Genomic DNA, 1,323 nt, shown 5'->3' with positions numbered 1-1,323 from the left:
ACAGAACCAGAACCTGGGATGTCTGCCGCTGTGCGGGCTTTGCTGGTTCGGCGCCGTTGCGTCGAACTGCACATCGCCTTGGGCTCCTTCGCTTCACCAACGAGGCTAAGGAAGGATCGTTCGGGTTGCCCGCGAGTACCGCTACCGCCCCGCCAAGACGCCCGGGCGTCTTCTCCGGACTGTTGCGGAGGTGCAACAAGCCAGCCACGGCGTCGTAACGAGAGTGAAACGCGCGGGAGAGAAGGTAAGTCATGACCGATCACCCGGCTCGACTCGCGCCCACCGCAGATCTCCACTGTGAACTGTGCGGCCACCTCCCCCATCCGGCCAAGTCCCGGCTCACCTTCGCGAACGTAGCTGCAATCCTCCCCATCGAACTGGCCGTGCACGCCGTCGTGCTCCGCAGCGATCTTCCGTACCTGGGCAAGGTCGTCCTGCTGACGGTTCTAGCGACCGTCCTGGTCGTATGGGTGACCGAACCGTCAATCATGCGCCTCCTGCAAGCGTGGTTGCACGCGCCCCAGCTCCTCCATCGACGCCGCCTCGAGTCGGCGGACAAACTCTGGCGGCTAAGGACCCGGATCAGCGACGAGCCCGGCGCACTGCAGGCACTGGCGGAGCGACTGGAAGCGCTCAACGCGAACATCCTCGACCTACAGGTGCACCCTGTCGCTGGCGGCGCCTTGGATGAGCTGACCGTCGCAACATCGGACGAGGTCAACGCCGAGGACCTCCTCGACGCAGCAACCGCCGCCGGTGGCGTCGACACCCTCGTGTGGCCGACCACGGCTCTCGCGCTGGCCGATGGCCAGACCAAGGCCCTCAACCTGTCAATCAGAGTTGCTGCGGATCCCTCGGAGCTGGCATGGGCAGTGGCCGAGCTGCTGGGAGCCGAGATAGTCACCACCTCGATCACGACACCTGGACCTGGCCCCCTGCCGCTGGAGGAGGCAACGATGCTCAAGATTCCTTCACCGTGGCAAGGCGCGTTCGTCTTCTCTCGGCCGGGAGTACCGTTCACCCCGGCAGAGTCGGCCCGGGCGCACCGCCTTGCCGAGCTCGCGGAGCAAGCGCACTTGTCGACCATGCGTCTTCGGTCCACCTCCTCCCCCGCGGTCAACATCACGCAGAACTAGTGCGGGACTTCAGTAGTTGTCGCGCGGCCGCTTCGTGTGGTGGTGTCCGCCTCGGCCCAACCGTGGAAGCACACACCGCCCCGGTCCACCACGGACGCTTGCTCATGCGCCGTGGGGAACTGGCCTTCATCGGGGGCCCGCGACTGCGTATCCGCTTCTGGCTCCCTTCTCTGTCAAGCGGGGGTCT

At 65.7% G+C, this 1,323-nt stretch carries 1 protein-coding gene; it reads left to right on the top strand.

Features of this window, described 5'->3' with window-relative positions:
• Positions 1–251: 251 nt before the first annotated feature.
• The gene (locus FJR00_RS15505) at positions 252–1,136 is read left to right on the top strand and encodes an ACT domain-containing protein (RefSeq protein ID WP_141339627.1); all 885 of its coding nucleotides are present in this window, start codon (positions 252–254) and stop codon (positions 1,134–1,136) included.
• Positions 1,137–1,323: the final 187 nt, after the last annotated feature.

The organism is Ornithinimicrobium kibberense (assembly GCF_006519705.1).
In the GTDB taxonomy this organism is placed as follows: domain Bacteria; phylum Actinomycetota; class Actinomycetes; order Actinomycetales; family Dermatophilaceae; genus Ornithinicoccus; species Ornithinicoccus kibberensis.
Note: the sequence above shows the minus strand (reverse complement) of the source record. Positions and strands in the feature narration are given on the sequence as shown.

Excerpts from the sequence above, each read along its gene's own strand:
- FJR00_RS15505 (WP_141339627.1), top strand. The coding sequence starts at position 252 with ATGACCGATCACCCGGCTCGACTCGCGCCCACCGCAGATCTCCACTGT.